This is a genomic window from Pseudomonas sp. GW460-LB5 (assembly GCF_059423245.1).
This window is the reverse complement of the sequence record NZ_JBWKXT010000009.1, coordinates 73,716-97,240: the sequence shown is the minus strand read 5'-3', so window position 1 is coordinate 97,240 and position 23,525 is coordinate 73,716. Positions and strand designations below refer to the sequence as shown.

General features: G+C 62.7%; 19 protein-coding genes and 2 pseudogenes. 10 read left to right on the top strand and 11 right to left on the bottom strand.

From position 1 onward, the window contains the following. Position 1: 1 nt before the first annotated feature. Together AC07XM_RS08295 and dacB are read left to right on the top strand one after the other, a co-directional pair. Positions 2-346 (top strand): YggL family protein, encoded by a 345-nt coding sequence (locus AC07XM_RS08295; RefSeq protein WP_016485603.1) that lies wholly within the window; start codon positions 2-4, stop codon positions 344-346. A 185-nt stretch (positions 347-531) separates the two neighbouring features. Continuing rightward, positions 532-1,989 carry a D-alanyl-D-alanine carboxypeptidase/D-alanyl-D-alanine endopeptidase gene (gene dacB / locus AC07XM_RS08290; protein ID WP_016485602.1) on the top strand — a complete coding sequence of 486 codons (1,458 nt, stop codon included), beginning with the start codon at positions 532-534 and terminating at the stop codon, positions 1,987-1,989. 123 nt (positions 1,990-2,112) lie between these two features. Here dacB and AC07XM_RS08285 read toward each other — a convergent pair whose 3' ends face one another. Together AC07XM_RS08285 and rlmKL are read right to left on the bottom strand one after the other, a co-directional pair. Then, on the bottom strand, positions 2,113-4,506 hold the full coding sequence (locus tag AC07XM_RS08285; RefSeq protein ID WP_016485601.1) for a sensor domain-containing diguanylate cyclase: 2,394 nt from the start codon (positions 4,504-4,506) through the stop codon (positions 2,113-2,115). Positions 4,507-4,600: 94 nt separating this feature from the next. Further along, positions 4,601-6,796, bottom strand: coding sequence for a bifunctional 23S rRNA (guanine(2069)-N(7))-methyltransferase RlmK/23S rRNA (guanine(2445)-N(2))-methyltransferase RlmL (gene rlmKL / locus AC07XM_RS08280; RefSeq protein ID WP_016485600.1), 2,196 nt, complete (start codon positions 6,794-6,796; stop codon positions 4,601-4,603). Positions 6,797-7,357: 561 nt separating this feature from the next. Here rlmKL and rmf point away from each other — a divergent pair. Continuing rightward, a complete protein-coding gene (gene rmf / locus AC07XM_RS08275) occupies positions 7,358-7,573 on the top strand; it encodes a ribosome modulation factor (RefSeq protein ID WP_003248687.1) in 216 nt (71 codons plus the stop codon). Positions 7,574-7,669: 96 nt separating this feature from the next. Here rmf and AC07XM_RS08270 read toward each other — a convergent pair whose 3' ends face one another. Further along, a complete protein-coding gene (locus AC07XM_RS08270) occupies positions 7,670-8,695 on the bottom strand; it encodes a quinone-dependent dihydroorotate dehydrogenase (RefSeq protein WP_060519036.1) in 1,026 nt (341 codons plus the stop codon). A gap of 144 nt (positions 8,696-8,839) precedes the next feature. Between AC07XM_RS08270 and AC07XM_RS08265 the strand changes: the two genes are divergently transcribed. From AC07XM_RS08265 to AC07XM_RS08240, 6 genes and pseudogenes are all read left to right on the top strand, one after another. Beyond that, on the top strand, positions 8,840-10,054 hold the full coding sequence (locus AC07XM_RS08265; RefSeq protein WP_102689850.1) for a CmpA/NrtA family ABC transporter substrate-binding protein: 1,215 nt from the start codon (positions 8,840-8,842) through the stop codon (positions 10,052-10,054). Positions 10,055-10,065: 11 nt separating this feature from the next. Beyond that, positions 10,066-10,641, top strand: coding sequence for an ANTAR domain-containing response regulator (locus AC07XM_RS08260; RefSeq protein WP_016485598.1), 576 nt, complete (start codon positions 10,066-10,068; stop codon positions 10,639-10,641). Between the two features lie 306 nt (positions 10,642-10,947). After that, positions 10,948-12,159, top strand: coding sequence for a nitrate/nitrite transporter (locus tag AC07XM_RS08255; RefSeq protein ID WP_016485597.1), 1,212 nt, complete (start codon positions 10,948-10,950; stop codon positions 12,157-12,159). Between the two features lie 9 nt (positions 12,160-12,168). Next, positions 12,169-13,839: a bifunctional protein-serine/threonine kinase/phosphatase gene (locus AC07XM_RS08250; RefSeq protein ID WP_016485596.1), complete on the top strand. Its 1,671-nt coding sequence runs from the start codon at positions 12,169-12,171 to the stop codon at positions 13,837-13,839. A 27-nt stretch (positions 13,840-13,866) separates the two neighbouring features. Further along, positions 13,867-13,969, top strand: a pseudogene (locus tag AC07XM_RS08245) (SAM-dependent methyltransferase); the annotation flags it as partial. Then, positions 13,957-14,127, top strand: a pseudogene (locus tag AC07XM_RS08240) (uroporphyrinogen-III C-methyltransferase); the annotation flags it as partial. The pseudogenes AC07XM_RS08245 and AC07XM_RS08240, both read left to right, overlap by 13 nt. Positions 14,128-14,223: 96 nt before the next feature. Here the strand turns inward: AC07XM_RS08240 and AC07XM_RS08235 are convergent. The 8 genes from AC07XM_RS08235 to ppsA form a co-directional block, all read right to left on the bottom strand. Beyond that, entirely contained in the window at positions 14,224-15,258 is a 1,035-nt protein-coding gene (locus AC07XM_RS08235) for an OmpA family protein (RefSeq protein WP_016485594.1), read from the bottom strand. 111 nt (positions 15,259-15,369) lie between these two features. Further along, positions 15,370-15,936 carry an RNA polymerase sigma factor SigX gene (sigX, locus tag AC07XM_RS08230; RefSeq protein WP_003248665.1) on the bottom strand — a complete coding sequence of 189 codons (567 nt, stop codon included), beginning with the start codon at positions 15,934-15,936 and terminating at the stop codon, positions 15,370-15,372. A 113-nt stretch (positions 15,937-16,049) separates the two neighbouring features. After that, positions 16,050-16,874, bottom strand: a complete 825-nt coding sequence (locus AC07XM_RS08225) for a mechanosensitive ion channel family protein (protein WP_016485593.1) — start codon at positions 16,872-16,874, stop codon at positions 16,050-16,052. A 2-nt stretch (positions 16,875-16,876) separates the two neighbouring features. Further along, positions 16,877-17,149 (bottom strand): hypothetical protein, encoded by a 273-nt coding sequence (locus AC07XM_RS08220; protein ID WP_024717346.1) that lies wholly within the window; start codon positions 17,147-17,149, stop codon positions 16,877-16,879. 87 nt (positions 17,150-17,236) lie between these two features. Then, entirely contained in the window at positions 17,237-18,232 is a 996-nt protein-coding gene (locus AC07XM_RS08215) for a zinc transporter ZntB (RefSeq protein WP_016485591.1), read from the bottom strand. Positions 18,233-18,259: 27 nt separating this feature from the next. Continuing rightward, a complete protein-coding gene (rraA, locus tag AC07XM_RS08210) occupies positions 18,260-18,751 on the bottom strand; it encodes a ribonuclease E activity regulator RraA (RefSeq protein ID WP_016485590.1) in 492 nt (163 codons plus the stop codon). A gap of 215 nt (positions 18,752-18,966) precedes the next feature. Continuing rightward, positions 18,967-19,959: an alpha/beta fold hydrolase gene (locus tag AC07XM_RS08205; RefSeq protein WP_256596942.1), complete on the bottom strand. Its 993-nt coding sequence runs from the start codon at positions 19,957-19,959 to the stop codon at positions 18,967-18,969. A 102-nt stretch (positions 19,960-20,061) separates the two neighbouring features. Continuing rightward, positions 20,062-22,437, bottom strand: a complete 2,376-nt coding sequence (ppsA, locus tag AC07XM_RS08200; protein WP_102689363.1) for a phosphoenolpyruvate synthase — start codon at positions 22,435-22,437, stop codon at positions 20,062-20,064. Between the two features lie 179 nt (positions 22,438-22,616). Here ppsA and ppsR point away from each other — a divergent pair, with 179 nt between their 5' ends. Beyond that, the gene (gene ppsR, locus AC07XM_RS08195) at positions 22,617-23,435 is read left to right on the top strand and encodes a posphoenolpyruvate synthetase regulatory kinase/phosphorylase PpsR (RefSeq protein WP_016485587.1); all 819 of its coding nucleotides are present in this window, start codon (positions 22,617-22,619) and stop codon (positions 23,433-23,435) included. Positions 23,436-23,525 lie beyond the last annotated feature (90 nt).

Below are 23,525 nucleotides of genomic sequence, written 5' to 3'. Positions count from 1 at the left end.
CATGGCCACAAACCGCTCCCGTCGTCTGCGCAAAAAGCTGTGTGTCGACGAGTTTCAGGAATTGGGCTTCGAGCTGAACCTGGAATTCAAGGAAGATCTGGATGACCAGGCAATCGATGCTTTCCTCGATGCGTTCCTGGAAGAAGCGATGGACGCCAACGGCCTGGACTATGTAGGCGGTGACGATTACGGCCTGGTGTGCTCGGTCAAACGCGGATCGGTCAGCGAAGAACAGCGTGCTGCCGTTGAAACCTGGCTCAAGGGCCGTAGCGAACTGACCAAGATCGAAGTCAGCCCGCTGCTGGACGCCTGGTACCCGGAAAAGCCGATCAACAAGGCTGAGTGATACCTGCCTGGCTTGATCGCTGAAAAGGCTGCCCTTGTGGTGGCCTTTTTTATTGGCGGTGCTTTTCCGTCGAACGTGGCGCATCGTCGCTACGCTTGGGGCATAATGCGTACTCTTTCGTCGTGGGGCCATCATCTCTTACAGCCCCAATGCCCTTTTCCCTCGCCGCAGGGTATTTATCCATTATGATCAAAACGCTTCGTCCCCTCATTCTGGCAAGCCTGCTGTTGCCACTCGCATTGCCCAGCCAGGCCGCCACCGTCAATACCACCCTGCCCGCCAAAGTGCAGCAGGCGCTCAAGGCCAACAAGCTGCAGGACACGGCCCTGTCGCTGGTCATGCTGCCGCTGGACGGCCCCGGCACGCCCACCGTGTTCAATGCCGATGTGTCGGTGAACCCGGCCTCGACCATGAAACTGGTCACCACCTACGCGGCCCTCGAACTGCTCGGCCCGACCTTCCAGTGGAAAACCGAGTTTTATACCGACGGTACCCTGAGCAATGGCGTGCTCAACGGTAACCTGTACCTTAAAGGTGGCGGCGACCCGAAACTGAACATGGAAAAGCTGTGGCTGCTGATGCGTGACCTGCGCGCCAATGGCGTGCGCACCATCACCGGTGACCTGGTGCTGGACCGCAGCCACTTCGTGCAGCCCAACCTGCCGCAGTTCAACGATGACGGCGGCGATGAAAACAAGCCGTTCCTGGTCAAGCCCGATTCGCTGCTGGTCAACCTCAAGGCGCTGCGCTTCGTGGCCCGCAACGATGGCGGCAAGGTGACCGTTGCGGTCGAGCCACCGATTGCCAGCATCCGCATCGACAACCAGGTCAAGGCGGTGGCTTCGAAGCAGTGCACAGGCGATGTGCGCTACAACCCGGTGCCACAGGCCGATGGCATCAGCGTCACCGTCAGCGGCCAGCTGGGTGACGGCTGCAACTCGCAGACCTACCTGTCGCTGCTCGATCACGCCACCTACGCCGCCGGTGCCGTGCGCGCCATCTGGAACGAGCTGGGTGGCAGTATCCAGGGTGGCGACCGCATCGAGAATGTACCCAAGAGTGCTCGCCTGCTGGCCCGCGCCTTCTCGCCAGACCTGGTGGAAGTGATCCGTGACATCAACAAGTACAGCAACAACACCATGGCCCAGCAGCTGTTCCTGAGCCTTGGCGCGCAGTTCCGCACCGATGCCGATGGGGACGATGCCCGCGCCGCCCAGCGCGTGGTGCGCCAGTGGCTGGCAAAAAAGGGCATTACCGCGCCGCATCTGGTCATGGAGAACGGCTCTGGCCTGTCGCGTGCCGAGCGGGTCAGCACCCGGGAGATGGCCCAGATGCTGCAGGCCGCCTGGAAGAGCCCCTACGCTGCCGAATTCATGAGCTCCATGCCGCTGGTGGGCATGGACGGCACCATGCGCAAGCGCCTGAAGCGCACTGCCATGACCGGTGAAGGCCACATCAAGACCGGCACGCTGAATACCGTGCGGGCAATTGCCGGCTTCAGCCGCGACAGCAACGGCCATACCTGGGCGGTGGCGGCGATTCTCAACGACCCGAAACCGTGGGGTGCTTCGCAGGTGCTCGACCAGGTCCTGCTGGACCTGTACCGCCAGCCGAAGCTGGCCGGCAGCACAGCGGCCAACTGATTGGCTGGTCCGTACCGGCCCTTTCGCGACTGAGAGCAAGTGTCTTGCGCAAACTGTGACAGTTTGCGCGATCACTGTGGGAGCGGCTTTAGCCGCGAAAGGGCCGGCACAGACAGCTGGCAGCTAACAGGCCGACTCCCCCTCCACCCGGTCCCGCCCGGCCTGTTTCGCGATGTAAACACCCGCATCAGCCCGTAGCAGCAAGGCATCGGCACCCTCCCCCGGCCGCCAGCCAGCCACACCAAAACTCGCGGTCACCTGGCCCACGCCTTCCACCGGCAACGTGCGCACCCCTTGCCATAACTCAAGCGCTAACAACCGCGCCTGCTCAGCATCACTGCCCGGGCACAGCACCATGAATTCTTCCCCGCCCAGCCGGCAGAACACATCAGTACGCCGCAAACGCTGGCCGATACGCTGGCACAAGCTGCGCAGCACGCGATCGCCCATGGCATGGCCGAAGCGGTCGTTGATGCATTTGAAGTGATCGATGTCGAGCATGATCACGGCCAGCGCCAAGCCTTCGCGCTGGGCGCGTTCCAGCTCAACCTTGAGCCGCTCCTGAAAGTAGCGGCGGTTATGGATGCCCGTCAGCGAATCGGTCACCGACAACGCCCTCAATTCCTCCTCCACGCCCTTGAGGTCGGAGATATCCGTCAGGTAGCCATGCCACAGCGTGCAGCCTTGCTCACCCACCTCTGGCGTCGCTTCGCCACGCACCCAGCGTAGCCCGGCACGCGGCAGGCATACCCGGTATTCCTCGCGCCAGGGCGCCAGGTGCTCGGCCGAATAACGCACCGAGCGGCGCACGCGGTCCAGGTCGTCGGGGTGGATACGCTCGAACACCAGCGTGGCATCCTCGCGCAGCTGCTGCAGGTCGACTTCATAGATGTCGTACAGCCCTTGGCTGGCATAGGGAAAGCACGAATGACCATTGGCATCGAGGCGATACTGGTAGATACCGCCCGGCACCTCGGCGCTGAGCTTTTCCAGCAGTCGGTCACGCGCCGCCAGCGCCTCATGCACCCGACGCCGCTCGGTGACATCAATGCAGATGGCCAGATAGCCGACCCACAAACCCTGTTCATCCAGCATGGCGGTAACCAGCATGTTGGCCACCAGCTGACTGCCATCGGCGCGCAACAATGTCCACTCCCCAGGCTCGGCACCCTGCGCTTGAACCGTTTCGGCGAACATGGCCTGACCACCGGCGATCGTGCGGCCATAGCGCAGGCTCAGCGCCTGAGCCCGCTGGCTCAGTTCTTCGGGCAGCACCAGGTGGTCAAGGCGAAGCTGGCCGATCGCCTCGCTGGCCGGATAACCGAGCATACGCTCTGCACCGGCATTGAACGTACTCACTACACCCTTGAGGTTGGTGGCAATGATCGCCACTTGGGTGGCCGCATCCAGCACGCTGCGCAACTGGTTGTGGGTACCTCGCAGCGACTGCTCGCTGACTCGCAGTTCGGCGGTGCGCTGCTCGACCAGGGCCAGGGCGCGCTGGCGCTGGCTGAACAGGTTGTACAGCAAGGCGCTGAGCAGCAGGCTCAACAACCCGCCCAGTAGAACGACTGCCAGCACAGCTGACGAACGATTAGCCTGCAAGAAGGCCAGGCTCGGCAGGATGCTCAACTCAAAGCGATGGTCGGCCAGCTGCAACACTTGGTTGCTGGCCAGCGACAAGGGGGCTGCCTGGTTCAGCGAGTCGAACATCACTTCCGGCCCTTGCAACCCGGACGGATCAACGATACGCACCACCAGGTTGTCATCCGTCGCCACTGGCCGCCCATCGCTCACCAGCTCGCGCATGCTCAGCAAGGCCATGACGTAGCCTGCTGCTGCGCCATGCTCGTTTGCGTCGGAAAACACCGGCGCCACCAGCAGCAGACCACGCGCGTACGAAGGAATATCGTACAAGGCCAGGGGTTCTGACACCGCCATGCTGCCAGGCCCGAGTGCGCGCGCCAGCGCGGCCTGGGCCGCACCTTGGCCGGCAAGATCCAGCCCATACGGCAGCCCGGGCATTTCACCCGATTGGGTATACAGCACAGGGAAGTAATGGTCGCGCTGTGGCGCGGGGCGCCACTGGCCTTGCGCGTCCTGGTCACGGATTACATAGCCCGGGCCCGAATGCTCACGCGCATGGCGCTCGAACTCGGCGCGTTGCGCAGCTTCGACGCGGGGCGCCCAGGCGTAGGCCAGCGTGCGCTGCAGCAACGGCCTGGTGTAACCGTCAAATTCAAGTGAGGTGACTGTGTTGGAAAAGCCGAAGAACCGCCGCAGGCCGTCCAGGCGCTGCTGCTGTTCATCGAAGCGTTCAGCAATGCGGCTGAAGCGCTCGCTGGCCAGCAACTCGAAACGCTGGCGCAACTGCTGCTTGTAGACACCCTGCGCGGCAAGCGCCAAGGCGGCCGTCAACAGGCCGCCCGCCACCAAGACCACCAGCGCCACCGCCCAGGCGGACACCGCTTCTGTGCACAGGCCAGATAACCGCGCACGCACGCCACACTTTGACATACACCCATCTCGTCACGTCAGCGTCCTGCGGATTAGCTTGCCCTGCCCTCATTTATAGCTATTGGCCATCAGCCGCGCAACGTACCTCGTCGGCTCAACGCAATTGCAGACGCCAGGCGCGGTGGATGCGGTTGTTACGGGCAAAGTCCGGGTCCAGGGTCTGGGCGGTGATTTCCTCCACGGCATAGCGTGCCATCAGGTGCTCGTCGAGCTGGAACTTGCGGAAGTTGTTGGAGAAATACAACACCCCCTCCGGCGCCAGCCGAGCCATGGCCAGGTCCAGCAGTTGCACGTGGTCACGCTGCACATCGAACACGCCTTCCATACGCTTGGAGTTGGAGAAGGTTGGCGGGTCGATGAAGATCAGGTCGTAGCTGTCGCGGTTGCTTTCCAGCCAGGCCATCACATCACCCTGCTCCAGGCGGTTGCGCTCGGAGAAGCCATTGAGCGCCAGGTTGCGACGCGCCCAGTCGAGGTAGGTTTTCGACAGGTCGACACTGGTGGTGCTGCGCGCCCCGCCCTTGGCTGCATGCACCGACGCCGTAGCGGTGTAGCAGAACAGGTTCAAGAAACGCTTGCCGGCAGCCTCGCGCTGGATGCGCATGCGCATCGGACGGTGGTCCAGGAACAGACCGGTGTCAAGGTAGTCGGTGAGGTTGACCAGCAGCTTGACGCCACCTTCGTTCACTTCCTGGAAGCGGCCCTCGGTGGCCTGGCGCTCGTACTGGCGGGTACCACTCTGCCGCTCGCGGCGCTTGAGCACCACGCGCTGCGGCGAAATGCCCAGTGCCTGAGGGATCGCCGCCAAGGCATCGAGCAGGCGCGATTGGGCCTTGTCCGGGTCGATCGAACGTGGCGCAGCGTATTCCTGCACATGCACCCAGTCGTGGTACAGGTCGACTGCCAGGGCGTACTCGGGCATGTCGGCATCGTACAGGCGGTAGCAGTCCACCTGCTCGCGACGAGCCCACTTGCCCAGTTGCTTGAGGTTCTTCTGCAGACGGTTGGCAAACATCTGCGCCCCTTCCGACAGGCGCGCCGGCTCGCTGGCTACCGACGGTGCCTGTTCGCGGACTTGCGCGCTTTCGGGCTGTGCCTCGCGGCGCTCGCCCGTCACGAACTGGTCAGGCTGCACCTTGAACAGCAGCAGCTTGCACGGCAAGGCGCCGTTCCAGAACGCGTACTGCTTGTGGCTGCGAATACCCATGCGCTTGCCCAGCTGCGGCGCGCCGGTGAACACCGCCGCCTCCCAGCCCATGCACGCCTGACGCAGGCGCTCGCCCAGGTTCTGATAGAGGTACAGCAAGCTGGCTTCGTCACCCAGGCGCTCGCCATAGGGTGGGTTGCTGATGACCAGGCCTTTCTGGTTCTGGTCCGGGCGTGGTTCGAAGGTGCTGACCTCGCCCTGATAGATCTTCACCCAGTCGCCCAGCCCGGCACGCTCGACGTTATTGCGGCCCGGCTGGATCAGCCGCGGGTCGGCCTCGTAGCCACGGATCCACAGCGGTGGCTTGGCCAGGCCGGCCTGCGCCCGCGCCTGCGCCTCGTCGTGCACCTTGCGCCACAGCGCCGGCACGTGGCCGAGCCAGGCACTGAAGCCCCAACGCTCACGCTTGAGGTTGGGCGCGATATCGGCGGCTATCATCGCCGCTTCGACCAGGAAGGTGCCCACACCGCACATCGGGTCGGCCAGCGCGCCACCTTCGGCGGCAATGCGCGGCCAGCCCGAGCGGATCAGCACCGCCGCCGCCAGGTTTTCCTTCAGCGGCGCAGCCCCTTGCTGCAGGCGGTAGCCACGCTGGTGCAGGCTGTGGCCGGACAGGTCGAGGGAAAGGATGGCCTCACCACGGTCCAGGCGCAGGTGCACACGCACGTCAGGGTCGATTTTTTCCACCGACGGGCGCAGGCCTTCGCGGTTGCGCAGCTTGTCGACGATGGCGTCCTTGACCTTCAGCGCACCGAAGTGCGTGTTGTCGATGCCCGAGCCATGGCCGCTGAATTCCACCGCCAGGGTGCCGTCGGCTGCCAAGTGGTCGGCCCAGTCAACCGCGTTCACGCCGTCGTAAAGGTCGTCGGCGTTCTTCATGGAGAAGCGCTTGAGCACCAGCAGCACCCGGTTGGCCAGGCGCGACCATACGCACAGGCGGTAGGCGGTTTCCATGTCGGCGGCGCCGCGGATGGCCGAGGTGTGCTCACGCACCTCGTCAAGGCCAAGGCCCTTGGCCTCCTCGGCAAGCAGGCTTTCAAGGCCTTTAGGGCAGGTGAGGTAGAGTTCGAAACGGTCCGACATGAGTATTCCAGAGCCTTGGGCTATTTGACTGACGAGGCGACGCATCGCCCCGCGATGTTTGCCCGCATGCCTTTCCAGCAGGCGTGCGGGTGGCCCTTTTCGGCACATAAGCGTGCCGCGAAGGGCCGGGCCGCCTGACCGATCTGCGCTCGGCCCAGTGGCAAAGACAGCTTAGATCATCAGGCAGTACAAAAAATTCTGGCGATGCCGGGGCCTGTGTGACCCTTCGTCGCATTTCAAATTATTTCTGCCACCCGCCAGAGACGCTGGCGAAATGACGTCAATCATCAGCAAACCCCGATCATAGCGGGCCAAACCTCAAATAAGGTTAAGTCGCATTTATTTACTTATCCCCTGACCCTATGAAAGGTTACGTGCTTATGACAAATCGATCATTCACACCGTGACTCGCATTCGTTAGAACTGGTCTCAGGCCGCTTCGCAACGAGGCGGCACTTTCAGCTCGCCACGCCGGCAGCGAGCGCAAACCGGCAGAAAGACTCTGCCCGGCCTCAGAGAGGCCGACGGGACATTACAGTCAACAAGTGAGGGCAACACCCTATGAGAAGACTTAAGCGTGATCCGTTGGAAAGAGCATATTCACGTGGCTACCAATATGGGGTCACCGGCAAATCCCGCGAACTTTGCCCCTTCAATCTTCCTTCTGTTCGCCAAGCCTGGATCAACGGCTGGCGCGAAGGTCGCGGTGATAACTGGGACGGAATGACTGGCACCGCTGGTATCCATAGACTCAACGAAAATCACGCCGTTGGCTGATCGAGGACACTGAATTCGATTTACCATGCACGCCCCATCCGGGCGGCGGGCGAAGGCCCAGGGGCCCCTTGAAGGGGCCCTTTTTTTGTCTGCCGATCAAACCCGTGGCATTGCCGCGATAGCGTCCACCGCCTCGCGGACAAGTGCCGGCCCCTTGTAGATGAAGCCCGAATAGATCTGCACCAGGCTCGCCCCGGCGGCGATTTTCTCGGCAGCGTGACGGCCTTCGGTAATGCCACCGGCAGCAATGATCGGCAGTTTGCCGCCCAGTTCACCTGCCAGCACCTTGACGATGTGGGTGCTCTTCTCCAGCACTGGCGCGCCCGACAGGCCGCCCGCCTCGCCACCATACGGCAGCCCTTCGACACCTTCACGACCCAGCGTGGTGTTGGTGGCGATCACCGCATCCATGCCCGATTCCATCAGGGCGGCGGCTACCAGCGCGGTTTCTTCGTCACTCATGTCCGGGGCAATCTTGATGGCCAGCGGCACGCGCTTGCCATGGGTAGCGGCCAGCTGCTCACGGCGCACGGCCAGGGCATCGAGCAACTGCTTGAGCGAATCGCCGAACTGCAGGCTGCGCAGGCCGGGGGTGTTCGGCGAGCTGACGTTGACGGTGATATAGCTGGCGGCGGTGTACACCTTGTCCAGGCAGATCAGGTAATCATCGACGGCACGCTCCACCGGGGTGTCGAAGTTCTTGCCGATGTTGATGCCCAGCACGCCCTTGTAACGCGACGCACGTACCCGGTCGAGCAGGTTATCAACACCCAGGTTGTTGAAGCCCATGCGGTTGATGATGGCCGTGGCTTCCGGCAATCGGAACAGTCGCGGCTTGGGGTTACCCGGCTGCGGCCGCGGGGTGACGGTGCCGATTTCGACAAAACCGAAACCCAGCTGGGCGAAACCGTCGATGGCTGCGCCGTTTTTGTCCAGGCCGGCAGCCAGGCCCACCGGGTTGGCGAAGTTCAAGCCCATGACCGTGACCGGCAATGCTGCCGGCTGCTTGCACAGCATGCCGTTAAGGCCAAGGCGGCCACCGGCACCGATCAGGTCCAGGGACAGGTCGTGGGAGGTTTCCGGAGAAAGCTTGAACAGCAGCTGGCGGGCCAGGGTATACATGGGCAGGCAAGGCTCGGGGTAAGTGAGGGGGCGATTATAGCCACCGTGGCGCTGGCAGGACAGCAAATCATGGGCCAGTGCAGCCCTGGCACATCGGTTGCACCGGTTTGGCCCACAGCCTAATCAGTACAGGCGAGGAACCTTGTGAACACTGTACCCCGAGCAACGCCCCTGGCCTGGGTCAACGGCAGCGATGCGCCCGAGAAGCCCAGCCTGAACATCGGCTACATGGCCCTGACCGACTGCGCCTCGGTGGTGGTCGCGGCCACCCAGGGCTTCGCCCAACAACACGGACTTACCCTCAACGTCCACCGCCAGGGCTCCTGGGCGGGGCTTCGCGACAAGCTGGTCAGCGGCGAGCTGGACGCGGCGCACTGCCTGTATGGCCTGGCCTACGCCGTGCATCTGGGGATTGGCGGGGTACCCGCCAGTGATATGGCGGTGCTCATGGGACTGAACCAGAACGCCCAGGCCATCAACCTGTCCCCGGCGCTGCAGCGCAAAGGCGTGACCAACCCTGAAGCACTGGCGCGGCTGGTGCACCAGCAAGGCGCACGGCTGACCTTCGCCCAGACCTTCCCCACCGGCACCCATGCCATGTGGCTGTATTACTGGCTGGCCAGCCAGGGCATCCACCCACTGCGCGACGTCGACAGCGTGGTGGTGCCACCGGCACAGATGGCCGCACACATCCAGGCCGGGCGCATCGACGGCTTCTGCGTGGGCGAGCCCTGGGCCGCTGATGCGGTCGCCAAGGGCCAAGGCTTCACCCTGGCCACCAGTCAGTCGATCTGGCCGGACCACCCGGAAAAGGTCCTGGCCTGCGCCCGCGCCTTCGCCGAACAGTACCCCAACAGCGCCCGCGCCCTGATCAAGGCAATCCTCGCCGCCAGCCGGTTCATCGAGCAAAGCCCGGAAAACCGCCGCAGCACCGCGCAACTGCTCAGCGGCAGCGCTTATCTGGATACGCCGCTGGCGAGTATCGAGCCACGCCTGCTCGGCCACTACCAGGATGGCCTGGGCAACCACTGGCAAGACCGGCATGCCCTGCGCCTGTTCGACCACGGCCGGGCCAACCTGCCATACCTGTCCGACGGCATGTGGTTCATGACCCAGTTCCGCCGCTGGGGCCTGCTGCGCGAAGACCCCGACTACCTCGGCGTGGCCCGCCAGGTACAGCAACTGGCACTGTACAGCGAGGCGGCGCAAAGCCTGGGCGTAGCGTGCCCTTCGCTGCCGGTGCGCAGCAGCCTGCTGATCGACGGCACCTGCTGGGACGGCAGCGACCCCTACGGCTACGCCCGCAGTTTCAGCCTGCATGCATTGGGCGACCTGCCCGAAGCCCGCGTCGGCGTGTGAGGGAGACCTACATGTTGCGCATCCTGCTGATTGACGACACCCAGCACAAACTTGGCCGCCTCAAGGCGGCGCTGATCGAGGCGGGCTTCGAGGTCACCGAAGCCCCAGGCTTGACCATCGACCTGCCCGCCTGCATCGAAACGGTGCGCCCGGATGTGGTGCTGATCGACACCGACTCACCTGACCGTGATGTGATGGAACAGGTGGTGCTGGTCAGCCGTGACCAGCCGCGCCCCATCGTGCTGTTCACTGACGAGCATGACCCCGGGGTGATGCGCCAGGCGATTCAGGCGGGCGTCAGTGCCTATATCGTCGAAGGCATCCATGCCGCCCGGTTGCAGCCCATTCTGGATGTGGCCATGGCCCGCTTCGAAAGCGATCAGGCACTGAAGGCGCAGTTGGTGGCACGCGACCAGCAACTGGCCGAACGCAAACGCATCGAGCAGGCCAAGGGTTTGCTGATGAAAATGAAAGACTGCAACGAAGAACAGGCCTACACCCTGATGCGCCGCCAGGCCATGAGCCGGCAGCAGAAGCTGATTCAGGTGGCAGAGCAGATCATTGCCATGCATGAAATGCTCGGCTAGCAGTGCAGGCCTTTGTGGGAGCGGCCTTGTGTCGCGATAGGGCTGCGCAGCAGCCCCGGCAATCTCAGTGGCGAAGCTGAAATCATAGGGCTGCTGCGCAGCCCTATCGCGACACAAGGCCGCTCCCACAAAGTCCGCGCTGCTCGACATTCCGAATTGGCCCGGCTCTTGCTGATGTATTTGCACCGGTAGCCAACGGCGGTTGCCCCACTTAAATCCCGACAAAGACGTCGCTCTCCCCTCCACCTTCGTGGAGCGGGTGGCGGCGTCTTTTTCGTTCCGCTGCATTGCCAAGTGAGGTGTTCGATGAGTACCAGCTTCTGGAAATCCGGGCATGTGCCCACGCTGTTCGCTGCGTTTCTGTACTTCGACCTGAGCTTCATGGTCTGGTACCTGCTGGGCCCGCTGGCGGTGCAGATTGCCGGTGACCTGCAACTGAGCGCACAACAACGGGGCCTGATGGTGGCCATGCCGATCCTGGCCGGGGCAGTACTGCGCTTTGCCATGGGCGTACTGGTCGACCGCCTGTCGCCCAAGACCGCCGGCGTGATCGGCCAGGTGGTGGTGATCGTCGCGCTGGCGGTGGCCTGGCACTTCGGCGTACACAGCTATGAACAGGTGCTGCTGCTGGGCATGTTCCTCGGCTTTGCCGGCGCTTCGTTCGCCGTATCGCTGCCGCTGGCGTCGCAGTGGTACCCGCCGCAGCATCAGGGCAAGGCCATGGGCATTGCCGGCGCCGGCAACTCCGGCACAGTGTTCGCCGCCCTGCTGGCGCCGGCGCTGGCCGCGGGTTTTGGCTGGAACAATGTGTTTGGCTTTGCGCTGATTCCTTTGACACTGGCGCTGGTGGTGTTCGCCCTGCTGGCGCGCAACGCCCCGCAGCGCCCAAAACCAAAGGCCATGGCTGACTACCTCAAGGCCCTCGGCGACCGTGACAGCTGGTGGTTCATGTTCTTCTACAGTGTCACCTTCGGCGGCTTCATCGGCCTGGCCAGTGCCCTGCCTGGCTACTTCAGCGACCAGTACGGTTTGAGCCCGGTCACCGCTGGCTACTACACCGCGGCCTGCGTGTTCGCCGGCAGCCTGATGCGCCCTCTCGGCGGTGCCCTGGCCGACCGCTTCGGCGGTATCCGCACCTTGCTGGGCATGTACAGCGTTGCAGCCATCTGCATAGCCGCAGTCGGTTTCAACCTGCCGTCTGCCGCCGCCGCCCTGGCGCTGTTCATCAGCGCCATGCTCGGCCTGGGCGCGGGCAACGGCGCGGTATTCCAGCTGGTACCGCAGCGCTTCCGTCACGAAATCGGCGTAATGACCGGGCTGATCGGCATGGCCGGGGGCATCGGTGGCTTCCTGCTGGCCGCCGGGCTTGGCACCATCAAACAGCACACCGGCGATTACCAGGTGGGGCTGTGGCTGTTCGCCAGCCTCGGCCTGCTGGCCTGGTTCGGCCTGCACGGCGTGAAACAGCGCTGGCGCACCACCTGGGGCTCGGCTGCAGTCACTGCGGCGCGGGTCTGAGGCACCTCGATGAGCCTGCAACTGAGTTTCGCCCAGGCCAGCGCCACCGGGCCGCGCGAGGAAAACCAGGACGCCCTGCGCCTGGTTACCCCGGCGCCAGAGCTGGCCGCCAGCAAGGGCTACCTGTTCGCCCTTGCCGACGGCGTCAGCCAATGCGCCGATGGTGGCCTGGCAGCACGCGCCAGCTTGCAAGCGCTGGCCCTGGACTACTACGCCACCCCCGCCACCTGGAGCGTGGCCCAGGCCCTCGACCGCCTGCTGCTGGCACAGAACCGCTGGCTGCGTGCCCAAGGCAGCGGTCAGCCATTGTTGACCACCCTCAGCGCACTGGTGCTGCGGGGCCGGCGCTTCACCCTGGCCCATGTTGGCGACTGCCGTGTGTACCGCTGGCACGCCGGGCACCTGCAGTGCCTGAGCGAAGACCACGTGTGGGACCAGCCGGGCATGCAGCATGTGCTGAAACGCGCGCTGGGCCTGGATCAACACCTGCTGGTGGATTATCTGGAGGGCGAGCTGCAGGCGGGTGAATGCTTCTTGCTGGTCAGCGACGGCGTCTGGGCCAGCCTGGGCGACCAGCATATACAGGCGGTGTTGCGTGAGCAGCCCGACCTGCAACTGGCCGTCGACACGCTGGTTACCAGTGCGCACCTCAATGGCAGCCAGGACAACGCCAGTGCCTTGCTGGTGCAGGTCGAGCAACTGGGCACGGCCAACCTCGGCGACACCCTGGCACAGCTGCAGCAGGGGTCGGTACCCGGCCCGCTGCGCGAAGGCCAGGTGATCGATGGCTGGCTCACCGAACAGCTGCTGTCACACAGCCGCCAGTCCCTGGTCTACCGGGTGCGCGACGGCCAAGGTCAAGCGTGGCTGCTAAAAACCCTGCCTGCCGCACGCGAGCAGGAGCCAAAAGCGGCGCAAGGACTATTACTGGAGGAGTGGTTCCTGCGCAGGGTCGCTGGCCGACATTTCCCCGAACTGCATGCCGCCAGCCAGCGCCAGCACCTGTACTACGTGATGCGCGAATACCCCGGCCAGACCCTTGCAACGCTGCTGGCCGAACACGGCCCGCTGCCCTTGCCACAGTGGCTGGAAATGGCCCGGCAACTGCTGCAGGCGGTCGGCGTGCTGCACCGGCGCAACCTGCTGCACCGCGATATCAAGCCAGACAACCTGCACTTGGGCAGCGATGGCCAGCTGCGCCTGCTGGACTTCGGCCTGGCCTACTGCCCAGGCCTGTCCGAAGACCCGCTGCACGACGTGCCCGGCACACCCTCGTACCTCGCCCCGGAAGCGTTTGACGGCCAACCGCCCAGCCCGCGCCAAGACCTGTATGCCGTGGGCGTGACGCTGTACCGCCTGCTGACCGGTCACTACCCGTATGGCGAGGTGGAAGCCTTCCAGCGCCCGCGCTTCGGCCAGCCAGTCAACGCCGCGCGCTACCGCCCCGACCTGCCGGAATGGCTGCAGCACAACCTGCAACAGGCTGTGGCCGCCGACCCGGCGCAACGCTTCGAAACGGCCGAACACTGGTTGCTGCTGCTTGAACGCGGCGACCGCCAGGAGCTGCCCACCCGGCCACGGCCACTGCTGGAGCGTGAGCCGCTGAAGGTATGGCGCACCCTGGCCTTGCTGTCCCTGCTGTTCAACCTGATTTTGCTGTTCAGCCTGCTAAAAGGCTGAGCGGACCCTGCCGATGAGGAATACCTGATGAGTGCAAAAGTCTGGCTGGTGGGTGCCGGCCCTGGCGACCCTGAACTGCTCACCCTCAAGGCGGTACGCGCCCTGCAACAAGCCGCAGTGGTGATGATCGAGAATGCCTCGATGCCGCAGCAGCGGGAGTGCAGGAGCGATGTGCGAGGCATGGTTGAAGATGCGCGTGGGTTTGGCTTGCGTAGCCCGGCGATTCTGGTGATTGGGGAAGTGGTCGGGGAACAGCAGGCTCTGGAGCTGGTTTCAATCGCGGGCTGAATACCCTTCACTGCAGGAGCAGGCTGTGAGGCCGGTTAAAACCCAGGCAAAGAAAAACCCGGCCGAGGCCGGGTTTTTCATGAAGCATCAGGCCAATTACTTGGACTGAGCTTCTACCTGAGCTTCAACGCGACGGTTGATAGCACGGCCTTCTTCGGTGGCGTTGTCAGCAACCGGACGGGTTTCGCCGTAGCCAACCGAGTCAACACGGTTGGATTCTACGCCGTACTGCTGGGTCAGGACTTGCTTGACAGCGTTGGCACGACGCTCGGACAGCTTCTGGTTGTAAGCGTCTGGACCCACGGAGTCAGTGTGACCTTCAACCACGGTGGTGGTTTGTGGGTACTGCTTCATGAAGTCAGCCAGGTTCTTGATGTCGCCGTAGCTGTTTGGCTTGACGACCGACTTGTCGAAGTCGAACTTGACGTCCAGCTCAACACGAACGACTTCGGCAACAGCCGGGCAGCCGTCGGCGTCAACGGTAACGTTGGCCGGGGTGTCTGGGCACTTGTCGACGTTGTCGCAAACGCCGTCGTTGTCGGAGTCGGAGCACACTTCAGCTACTGGAGCTGGAGCGACTTCGGCTTGCTTCGGGCTACCGCCGAAGTTCAGGCCAACACCAACGCTTGGGGCCCACTCGGTGTCGCCCTGGTCGATGTTGTACTGAGCTTCTACGCCGGCACGGGCATAGAACATGTCGGTGATGTACCACTTGGCACCAGCGCCAACGTTGGCGAAGGTGGAGTGGTCACGACCGCCACGGCCGGTCTGGCCCAGCGACTGGTGCGAGAAACCAGCGGAAACGTACGGACGGATTGCGTCATACGGGTTGTTGAAGTGGTAAACGGCGTCCAGGGCGGTGTTCGAGCCCTTGATGTTCTTGCCGTCTTCGCCACGAGCGTTGTGAACTTCGTCGTAACCCAGGCGCAGTTCAACGTCGTCGGTCAGGAAGTAACCGATCGAGCCGCCGAACAGGTTGCCGTCGTTCTTGAAGTCACGCTGGCTGTCGAAGAACTCTTTCTTGTAGAAGCCTTCGACTTCCACAGCGCCTGTGCCTTGTGCCATAGCGCCAATCGAGGTAGCGGCTACGAGCGAACCAATGGCCAAGCCCAAGGTGTTTTTCAATTTCATCCGTTAAATCCCCATCTGGTGATAGTTAAGCAGTCCCACCACAAACAAGGGGGACAACTCGACGGCAAGTCTAGCAGAACTCGCCGGTTCGTTAGAGATATTTGCACGCCACTAAGTTTCATCCAGGCCGGCAAATTTCTCACGAAGCTTGTCTAGCGCGCGCTTGTAACGCATTTTCGTCGCGCTCAGGCCCATGTGCATGATGTCTGCAATTTCCTGAAATTCCAGCTCTGCGACAAAACGCAGCACCAAAATCTCCCGGTCAATCGGGTTCACATGCACCAGCCACTTGTCCAGCCCGCCTTTTTCTTCCGGTTTCGGTGCCTTGTCTTCGGACGCCTCTTCAACAGGGTCCAGGCTCAAGGCATCCATCAGCCGGCGTTTACGGCGCTCCTTGCGGTACTGGGTAATGCACTCGTTGTAGGTGATGCTGTAGAGCCAGGTCTTGAACTTGGATTTGCCCTCGAAGTTCTTCAGCCCGTACAGCACCTTGAGCATCACTTCCTGACAGACATCGTCCGCGTCACGGTCGTTCCCCAAATAACGCGCACAGACGTTGAACAGGGTTCGCTGATAGCGCCGCATGAGCTCCTCATAGGCGCGGGTAACGTGGTACAGCTCCTCATGCGAACGCGCCACCAACTCTTCGTCGGTGAGCTCGCGGGGGTCATAACGCATGGGCGGCGAATGAACTTTATTCAAAACGGATCTGGCCGACAGTCAGGTCAATGTCGCCGCGCGACCCCGTGGGTCGAATTTCGCGGCGGCATACATTAACAGCTTTTGTGCGGTTAGCGACTATTGACGCGCTGCTCGAGCAACTCTCGATTGGACAGCGACACCAGTTCGCCATCATCGGTCAGCAACGTAGTCTTGACCGTGCCGATTTCTTCAATATGCCCTTCGACCTCTCCAATTCGCACCTGCTGGCCGACCTGGTACAGCTCGCGCACGTAAATTCCGGCCAGAATCTGCCCGGCAATTTCACGGCTGCCAAGGCCCATGGCCAAGGCTACCGCCAGACCAACGGTAATCAGCCCGATGACGATCACGTGGTTCAGCAGGTCGGTTTTCACCTCCAGCTGGCTGATGGCCACCGAGATGCTGATGATGATCACCAAGCCCTGGGTGATACGCCCAAGGCCCGCCGAGTACTCCAGGCCGATGCCTTCGGCGGCGCCGCGCACCAGGCCGTTGGCCACCTGTGCCAGCAGCACGCCGACCAGCAACACCAAGGCCGCGCCGAATACTTTCGGCAAATACAGGGCGAGCATGTCCAGGGTGGCCGAAACCCGCTCCAGGCCTAGCGATTCAGCGGCCGAGACGAGGAAGATGAGCAGCACGAACCAGTAGACAATCTTGCCGATCAAGGTAGAGATCGGTACCTGGATGCCGACCCGGCCGAGCATCTTGGTCAGGCCGGTGCCGGCCATCAGGCGGTCCAGGCCAAGCTTGGCCAGCAGCTTGGACAGCAGCGTGTCGAGCAGCTTGGCCACCACGAAACCGAGCAGCACCACGACCAGCGCGCCGAACAGGTTGGGGATGAAGTTCGCTACCTTGGTCCAAAGGGCGGTCATCGCGGTGACCAGGCTCTGGGTCCAGAGATCGAGTTCCATATTCAATCGGCCTTATCTGCTTTGCTGCCGCTGGCAGCGTTGCGGGAAGAGTGTCGACGCACCGGCGCGACATGCGCCGAGCCATTATTGACGGCAATCAGCAGCGCCTGGCTCCAGCGGCCAAGCAGGCTGAACAGATCACCCGCGCCAACCTGACGGTTGGCAGTTTTAAGCACGCGACCCAGGCAAGCAGCGTCGTCCAGGTCATCCCGGTCATTGCCGGAGGGTGACGCCTTGAGCAGGTCACGCAGGGATTCTTCAAACGGATCGTGCATGTGCACCTCGCGCAGTGTCAGCAAGAGACGAGATGGCCGGGCAATGGGTCACACATCCGATTGGCACGAATGTTTCAAAATGAACACCTAGACCCATCGCAACCGCCGGAACATCCACCACTGCCCCACCGCCAGCCCCAGCACGACGAGGCAGGCGAACAGGAAGCCATAGGGGTTTTCCGCCCCCGGGATGCCGCCGACATTGATGCCCAGCAACCCGGTGATGAAGCTCATGGGCAGGAAGATGCAAGTGATGATGCCAAAGCGGTACATGGTGCGGTTCATCCGCTCGCTGCGCCGGCGATCTTCGCTCTCCAGCACCAGCGCAGCGCGCTCGCGGGTCAGCTCAAGCTCTTCGAGGTAGCGGATCAGGCTGTTGTTCAGCTCGTTCCAGTAATCGGCATCGGCATCGGCAAACCAGCCCCATTTGCTGCGCGACAGCTGGGCATAGATTTCCCGCTGCGGCGCCAAAAAACGCCTCAGGCCCGCTGCACGACGGCGGATCTGCTGCAGGCTGCCGTTCTCCGGGGTGTACCGTTCGTCGGCTTCGACCTTTTCTTCTTCCAGGTCGACCAGTTCGGAGAGGTCGCTGACCAGGCCCTGGACCTTTTCGGTCAGCAGCTCGCCCATCAGCAGCAGCAGTTCGGAAGCCGACTTCGGCCCCCTGCCCTGCTCCAGCAACTGAAGAATCTCGTCACTGGCGCGCAATGGGCGCAAGCGCAACGATATGACCCGCTGCGCCTGGGCGAAGATACGCACCGAGACCATGTCTTCGGGTTCTGCGCCCGGGTTGAGGTTAACCCCGCGCAAAAACAGCAACAGCTGTTCGTCAGCCATGGGCAGCAGGCGCGGCCGGGTGTTTTCTTCCAGCAGCAGCTCGCAGGCAAACTCGCTCAGGCCGCTGTCATGCAGCAGCCAGGTGCGGGTTTGTGGATGGCTGCGATCCCAGTGCAACCACAGGCTCTGCTCAGGTTGCAGCTGCAAGTCGTCCAGTTCGGTACGGGCAATCGGGCGGGCGCTGCCTTTACCATCGAGCACCAGGGCATGGACCAGCCCCCACTGCGCGTTGTCTTCCTCGAACATCAAAGCTCCATCAGCGCGTGCGGCGCATCACTCCGGCATCTTCAGCGGGCTTGGCGAGACCAGCACGCCATTGTTGTCGGCATACACATATTCGCCCGGGCGGAAGGTTACCCCGGCGAAAGTCACCACCACGTTGAGGTCGCCGATGCCGCGCTTGTCGGTTTTCATCGGGTGGCTGGCCAGGGCCTGTACGCCGACATCGGTCTGGATCAATACGTCTACGTCACGCACGCAGCCATAGATCACCAGGCCTTCCCAACCGTTCTTGGCGGCCTTGTCGGCAAGCATGTCGCCAAGCAGCGCACGGCGCAGCGAGCCACCGCCATCGACCACCAGCACCTTGCCCTTGCCGTCGAGTTCGACCTGCTCCTTGACCAGCGAGTTGTCTTCGAAGCACTTGATGGTCACGATCTGGCCGCCGAACGAATCACGGCCGCCAAAATTGCTGAACATCGGTTCCAGCACCTGCACCAGGTCCGGGTAGGCGTCACACAGGTCGGGCGTTACGTAATGCTGCATGGGGAGGCTCCTGTCAGTCACAACGAAAGCGGGTATCGGCCAAGGCTACACCTTGGAGGCTGTCGTAGTCACCAAGGACCAAACGGTCATCTTCAGCTGTGCGGGCCTCTTCGCGGGTGAACCCGCTCCCACAGGGATATCACAAGACTTCAGTGCTGTGTAATCCCAGTGGGAGCGGGTTCACCCGCGAAGAGGCCGGTACAGACAAAACAAGGTCAGCTGGCTGGCAAAGGCTCTACAGCCACAATGGACTCGTGCACCGGCAACAGCGGGTTACGCAACCAGCGTTCCACCAGCGGCCACACCTGCACCTGCGCAGCCTTGCTCACCAGCATGTCGACATGCCCGAAGGCGTCGAAGCCTTCCTCACGCCCAAGCCGCAGGAACTGCTTGCGCTCACCCCCCAGTTGCTCGAACAGCTTGCGGCAGGCCCACACCGGGTCTTGGAAGTCCCCCGCGCCAGCCACCGCCAGCAGCGGCACATCCACCTCTGCCAGCCCCGCCCACCAGTCGCTCTGCTTGTCGCCAAAGCGCCCGAACAGGCCGTGCCAGCGCATGCTCTCCAGCGCCAGACCGATCGGCTCATCCTCCGGCCCACGCTTGAAGCGCGGCCCGGAGATCTGCCCCCAGCGCTTGAGCAACAGCTTCGCGCCCCAGGCCAGCGGTGGCACTTTCAGCGGCCAATAGACGCGGCTGATCTGGGTACCGAACAGTGCCACGCTGGCCACCTGCCCGGCAGCCAGAAAACCACCGCCCAAGGCTGCCGCCAGGGTCGTGCCGCCGAGGGAGTGGCCTACCCAGTGCGGCGCCTGGCCCGACTGCTCGCGCACGAACGCAGCAATCAGTGGCAGGTCATCACGGGCATAGGCGGCAACAGTGTTGTGCTGCCAGGCGCGGTTACGCGGCGACAGGCCATGGCCGCGCATTTCCGGGATCCACACATCGAAACCGGCACGGGCGAGATAGGCGCCCAGGCCAACCCCTTTGGGCGAATACCAGAAACGCCGATTGGAAAAACTGCCGTGCAGGAGAATGACCGGCACGCCAAAGGCCTGCCCCTGATCGGCAAGCCCCAGACGGGTGAGGGCAAGCTCGACGCTAGGGTCGGGGCCGTTGCCAGCCTTGATCCGGTACACGTCTTCGCTGAGGTCGCCGCGCCGCTCGGCACTGAGCAGGGCCACGGGAAATAGAGTGCTGCTGCTTTGCATAAGGTTGCTTGGTGCACAAAAAAGGGCGGGAACCATTACTGGAACACGCCCTGGAAAAAACCAGGCGGGGGCACGCCAGACGTCCCCCCGCGTTTTACTGCGTCAGGCCGCGCCCTGGCCTTCGGCCAGGAAGAACCAGGTCTCGAGCACCGAGTCCGGGTTCAGCGACACGCTTTCGATGCCCTGCTCCATCAGCCACTTGGCCAGGTCCGGGTGGTCCGATGGGCCCTGACCGCAAATGCCGATGTACTTGCCGGCCTTGTTGCACGCGGCAATGGCGTTGGCCAGCAGCTTCTTCACCGCAGGGTTACGCTCGTCGAACAGGTGGGCAATGATGCCCGAGTCCCGGTCCAGGCCCAGGGTCAGCTGGGTCAGGTCGTTGGAGCCGATCGAGAAGCCGTCGAAGTACTCAAGGAACTCTTCAGCCAGAATGGCGTTGGACGGCAGTTCGCACATCATGATCACGCGCAGGCCGTTGTCACCGCGGGCCAGGCCGTTTTCGGCGAGCAGGTCGACGACCTGGCTGGCTTCGCCCAGGGTCCGCACGAACGGCACCATGATCTCGACGTTGGTCAGGCCCATCTCGTTGCGTACACGCTTCAGCGCACGGCACTCGAGCTCGAAGCAGTCACGGAACGATTCGCTGATGTAACGCGAAGCACCGCGGAAGCCCAGCATCGGGTTTTCTTCTTCTGGCTCGTACAGCTTGCCTCCGATCAGGTTGGCGTACTCGTTGGACTTGAAGTCCGACAGGCGCACGATGACCTTTTTCGGGTAGAACGCTGCAGCCAAGGTGCTGATGCCTTCGACCAGTTTCTCGACGTAGAAGCCGACCGGGTCGTTGTAGCCGGCAATGCGTTTGTCGACGCTTTCCTTGAGCTCCGGCGGCAGGCCCGCATAATTGAGCAGCGCCTTGGGGTGCACGCCGATCATGCGGTTGATGATGAACTCCAGACGCGCCAGGCCGACACCGGCGTTGGGCAACTGGGCAAAGTCGAACGCACGGTCCGGGTTGCCGACGTTCATCATGATCTTGAACGGCAGCTCCGGCATGGCATCGACCGAGTTCTGCTTGATGTCGAAGCCCAGCCCGCCTTCGAAGATGAAGCCGGTGTCGCCTTCGGCGCAGGACACCGTCACACCCTGGCCGTCTTTGAGCACCTGGGTGGCGTTGCCGCAACCGACTACGGCTGGAATACCCAGTTCACGGGCGATGATCGCCGCGTGGCAGGTGCGGCCGCCGCGGTTGGTAACGATGGCACTGGCGCGCTTCATCACCGGTTCCCAGTCCGGGTCGGTCATGTCGGAAACCAGCACGTCGCCCGGCTGGACCTTGTCCATTTCCGATACGTCGTTGATCACACGAACCTTGCCGGCGCCGATGCGCTGGCCGATGGCGCGGCCTTCGACCAGCACGGTGCCCTTTTCTTTCAACAGGTAGCGTTCCATGACATTGGCGCTGGAACGGCTTTTCACTGTTTCCGGGCGTGCCTGCACGATGTACAGCTTGCCGTCGTCACCGTCTTTGGCCCACTCGATGTCCATCGGGCGCTGGTAGTGCTGCTCGATGATCATGGCCTGCTTGGCCAGCTCGCTGACCTCGGCATCGGTCAGGCAGAAGCGCGCGCGCTCGGCACGGTCGACTTCGACGGTCTTGACCGAACGGCCGGCCTTGGCTTCTTCGCCATAGACCATCTTGATCGCCTTGCTGCCCAGGTTGCGACGCAGAATGGCCGGGCGGCCAGCCTGCAAGGTGTTCTTGTGCACGTAGAATTCGTCAGGGTTGACCGCGCCCTGCACCACGGTTTCGCCCAGGCCATAGGCGCCAGTGATGAACACTACGTCGCGGAAACCCGACTCGGTGTCGAGGGTGAACATGACACCGGCGGTGCCGGTTTCGGAGCGGACCATGCGCTGCACGCCGGCAGACAGGGCGACCAGCTTGTGGTCGAAGCCCTGGTGCACGCGGTAGGCAATGGCGCGGTCGTTGAACAGCGAAGCGAACACTTCCTTGGCCGCGCGGATCACGTTATCAACGCCGCGGATGTTGAGGAAGGTTTCCTGCTGGCCGGCGAACGAAGCATCCGGCAGGTCTTCGGCAGTGGCCGAGGAACGCACGGCAACCGCCATGTTGTCGTTGCCGGCAGCCATTTCGGCGAAGGCGGTTCGGATTTCCGAATCCAGACGTGCCGGGAATTCGGCTTCCATGACCCATTGGCGGATCTGCGCGCCGGTCTTGGTCAGGGCGTTGATGTCATCCACGTCAAGCGCATCGAGCGCCGCATGAATCTTGTCGTTCAGACCACTCTGTTCGAGAAAATCGCGGTACGCCTGCGCCGTAGTGGCAAAGCCGCCCGGCACCGATACACCAGCACCGGCAAGGTTGCTGATCATCTCGCCCAGGGATGCGTTCTTGCCCCCCACATGCTCTACATCATGGACGCCGAGCTTATCGAGGGAAACTACGTACTCTACCAAGGTGATCTCTCCACTAACTGTGTTGGAAAAGCTCAAAGAGGCGCCCGCCTGTCTTCGGTGACTTGGCCGGGCGTTTGTGGCCTGTACCTGGAAAATAAGTGAGAATGCCGACAGCCGCATTCGGCAAACCGAACTTATCATATCCAAGAAACGTCATCAGCTTAAGGCCCAGATCGCAAATGAAACGAACCGCGTTCTTCATCTCCGACGGCACCGGTATCACTGCCGAAACCCTGGGCCAGAGTTTGCTGGCGCAATTCGAGAGCATTCCGTTCAACAAATTCACCCGTCCGTACATCGATTCGCCCGACAAAGCACGCACCATGGTCCAGCAAATCAACGCGGCGGCCGAACGTGACGGGGTACGCCCGATCATCTTCGACACGATCGTCAACCAGGACATCCGTGAGATCCTGGCGACCTCGAACGGCTTCATGATCGACATCTTTTCTTCGTTTTTATCCCCCCTTGAACAGGAATTGACCGCCCATTCGTCGTATTCCGTGGGCAAATCGCACTCGATTGGCGGCAACTCCAACTACATGGAACGCATCGAGGCGGTGAATTTCGCCTTGGATAACGACGACGGCGCGCGCACCCATTACTACGACAAGGCCGACCTGATTCTGGTGGGTGTGTCCCGCTGCGGCAAAACCCCTACCTGCCTGTATATGGCGATGCAATTCGGCATCCGCGCGGCCAACTACCCGCTGACCGAAGACGACATGGAGCGCCTGCAACTGCCAGCGGTGCTAAAAAAGCACCACAGCAAGCTGTTCGGCCTGACCATCGACCCCGACCGCCTCACCGCCATCCGTCACGAACGCAAGCCCAACAGCCGCTATTCCAGCTTTGCCCAGTGCGAGTTCGAAGTGCGCGAGGTAGAGAGCCTGTTCCGCCGGGAGAACATTCCCAACATCAATTCCACGCATTTTTCAGTGGAAGAGATTTCCGCCAAGATCCTGGTGGAAAAAGGGGTGGAGCGGCGGTTCAAGTAAGCCTCTACCGGCCTCTTCGCGGGGCAAGCCCGCTCCCACAGCTGCTGCACTGAACTTGAAGGCAGTGGGGCACCTATGGGAGGGGGCTTG

Excerpts from the sequence above, each read along its gene's own strand:
- AC07XM_RS08235 (WP_016485594.1), bottom strand. The coding sequence starts at position 15,258 with ATGAAATTGAAAAACACCTTGGGCTTGGCCATTGGTTCGCTCGTAGCC.
- AC07XM_RS08220 (WP_024717346.1), bottom strand. The coding sequence starts at position 17,149 with ATGCACGATCCGTTTGAAGAATCCCTGCGTGACCTGCTCAAGGCGTCA.
- AC07XM_RS08285 (WP_016485601.1), bottom strand. The coding sequence starts at position 4,506 with ATGTCAAAGTGTGGCGTGCGTGCGCGGTTATCTGGCCTGTGCACAGAA.
- sigX (WP_003248665.1), bottom strand. The coding sequence starts at position 15,936 with ATGCGTTATGACCCCCGCGAGCTCACCGACGAAGAGTTGGTGGCGCGT.
- rraA (WP_016485590.1), bottom strand. The coding sequence starts at position 18,751 with ATGCAGCATTACGTAACGCCCGACCTGTGTGACGCCTACCCGGACCTG.
- AC07XM_RS08270 (WP_060519036.1), bottom strand. The coding sequence starts at position 8,695 with ATGTATACCCTGGCCCGCCAGCTGCTGTTCAAGCTTTCTCCGGAAACC.
- AC07XM_RS08205 (WP_256596942.1), bottom strand. The coding sequence starts at position 19,959 with ATGCAAAGCAGCAGCACTCTATTTCCCGTGGCCCTGCTCAGTGCCGAG.
- AC07XM_RS08260 (WP_016485598.1), top strand. The coding sequence starts at position 10,066 with ATGTTGCGCATCCTGCTGATTGACGACACCCAGCACAAACTTGGCCGC.
- rlmKL (WP_016485600.1), bottom strand. The coding sequence starts at position 6,796 with ATGTCGGACCGTTTCGAACTCTACCTCACCTGCCCTAAAGGCCTTGAA.
- AC07XM_RS08255 (WP_016485597.1), top strand. The coding sequence starts at position 10,948 with ATGAGTACCAGCTTCTGGAAATCCGGGCATGTGCCCACGCTGTTCGCT.
- ppsR (WP_016485587.1), top strand. The coding sequence starts at position 22,617 with ATGAAACGAACCGCGTTCTTCATCTCCGACGGCACCGGTATCACTGCC.
- AC07XM_RS08225 (WP_016485593.1), bottom strand. The coding sequence starts at position 16,874 with ATGGAACTCGATCTCTGGACCCAGAGCCTGGTCACCGCGATGACCGCC.
- dacB (WP_016485602.1), top strand. The coding sequence starts at position 532 with ATGATCAAAACGCTTCGTCCCCTCATTCTGGCAAGCCTGCTGTTGCCA.
- AC07XM_RS08250 (WP_016485596.1), top strand. The coding sequence starts at position 12,169 with ATGAGCCTGCAACTGAGTTTCGCCCAGGCCAGCGCCACCGGGCCGCGC.
- AC07XM_RS08295 (WP_016485603.1), top strand. The coding sequence starts at position 2 with ATGGCCACAAACCGCTCCCGTCGTCTGCGCAAAAAGCTGTGTGTCGAC.
- AC07XM_RS08215 (WP_016485591.1), bottom strand. The coding sequence starts at position 18,232 with ATGTTCGAGGAAGACAACGCGCAGTGGGGGCTGGTCCATGCCCTGGTG.
- rmf (WP_003248687.1), top strand. The coding sequence starts at position 7,358 with ATGAGAAGACTTAAGCGTGATCCGTTGGAAAGAGCATATTCACGTGGC.